Source organism: Nocardia sp. NPDC004068, from assembly GCF_042874315.1.
GTDB lineage: Bacteria > Actinomycetota > Actinomycetes > Mycobacteriales > Mycobacteriaceae > Nocardia.
Window position 1 is genome coordinate 1 of sequence record NZ_JBIAMW010000032.1, and the last position, 1,419, is coordinate 1,419.

Annotated in this window: 1 protein-coding gene; it reads right to left on the bottom strand. The window is 64.3% G+C overall.

What is annotated here, in order from left to right:
- Positions 1–54: 54 nt before the first annotated feature.
- Positions 55–1,287: an IS256 family transposase gene (locus ACFYTQ_RS37540; RefSeq protein ID WP_387371210.1), complete on the bottom strand. Its 1,233-nt coding sequence runs from the start codon at positions 1,285–1,287 to the stop codon at positions 55–57.
- Between the last annotated feature and the right edge of the window lie 132 nt (positions 1,288–1,419).

Genomic DNA, 1,419 nt, shown 5'->3' on the forward strand with positions numbered 1-1,419 from the left:
GGTCAAGTCCAAACGGGTGGTGTAACGGGGTGATTGCCGCGTGATCCTGTTCGGTCAGGCGGTCAGTGCTGGGGTGGTTTCCTCCTGGTCGGTGGGGTCGGTGGTGCCGCGTGAGCGGGCGAGGACGTCGAGGCCGAGGTAGCGGCGGCCTTCGATCCATTCGTCGTGTTGTTCGGCGAGGACTGCGCCGACGAGTCGGATGATGGCTTGTCGGTCGGGGAAGATACCGACAACGTCTGTGCGCCTGCGGATTTCCTTGTTCAACCGCTCCTGCGGATTGTTGGACCAGATCTGACGCCAGATCTGTTTGGGGAACGCGGTGAACGACAGCAGGTCCGCGCGGGCGGCGTCGAGGTGAGCGGCCACCTTCGGCAACTTCTCGGTCAAGGCGTCGAGCATCCGATCATATTGGGCGTCAACGGATTCGGGGTCTGCCTGGTCGAACACCGAGTGCAGCAGAGTCCGCACCCACGGCCACGACGTTTTCGGGGTGATCGACATCAGATTCACCGTGTAGTGCGTACGACACCGCTGCCAGGCCGCGCCGGGCAGTGTCGCCCCGATGGCGGCGACCAGCCCGGCGTGGGCGTCGCTGGTGACCATCGACACGCCCGACAGGCCGCGGGCGACCAGATCGCGGAAGAACGCCAGCCAGCCCGCGCCGTCCTCACCGCTGGTGACCTGGATACCGAGGATCTCGCGGTAGCCATCAGCATTGACTCCGGTCGCGACCAGGGCATGCACATTGACAACGCGGCCGTTCTCGCGGACCTTCAACACCAGCGCGTCGGCGGCGACGAACGTGTAGGGGCCTTGGTCGAGTGGGCGGGTGCGGAACGCTTCGACCTGGGCATCGAGCTCGGCGGCCATGATCGACACCTGGGACTTGGAAAGTTTTGTCACACCGAGGGATTCGACCAGCTTCTCCATCCGCCGCGTTGATACGCCGAGCAGGTAGCAGGTCGCCACCACGGAGGTGAGGGCGCGTTCGGCGCGTTTGCGGCGCTCGAGCAGCCAGTCCGGGAAATAGGAACCCGACCGCAGCTTCGGGATCGCGACGTCGATCGTGCCGACGCGAGTGTCGAAATCACGGTGGCGGTAGCCATTGCGTGAGTTCACCCGCTGGTCGGATCGTTCGCCGTACCCGGCGCCGCACATCGTGTCGGCCTCGGCGCCCATCAAGGCCTGGATGAACGTGGACATCATGTCGCGCAGCAGATCCGGACTCGCGACGGCGAGTTGCTCGGACAGCATCTTGGACGGGTCGATAGGCTGGACAGAGGTCATCGCGTGAACTTTCTTTCCTTCAAGTGACTTGGCGGTCTTTTGAAGGATCACGCGGTGACCACCCTCTACTCGGCTACGACACGCCACCACTTCGCTGGCGTCCGGTCGTACACCATCCTGCTGGACACAACC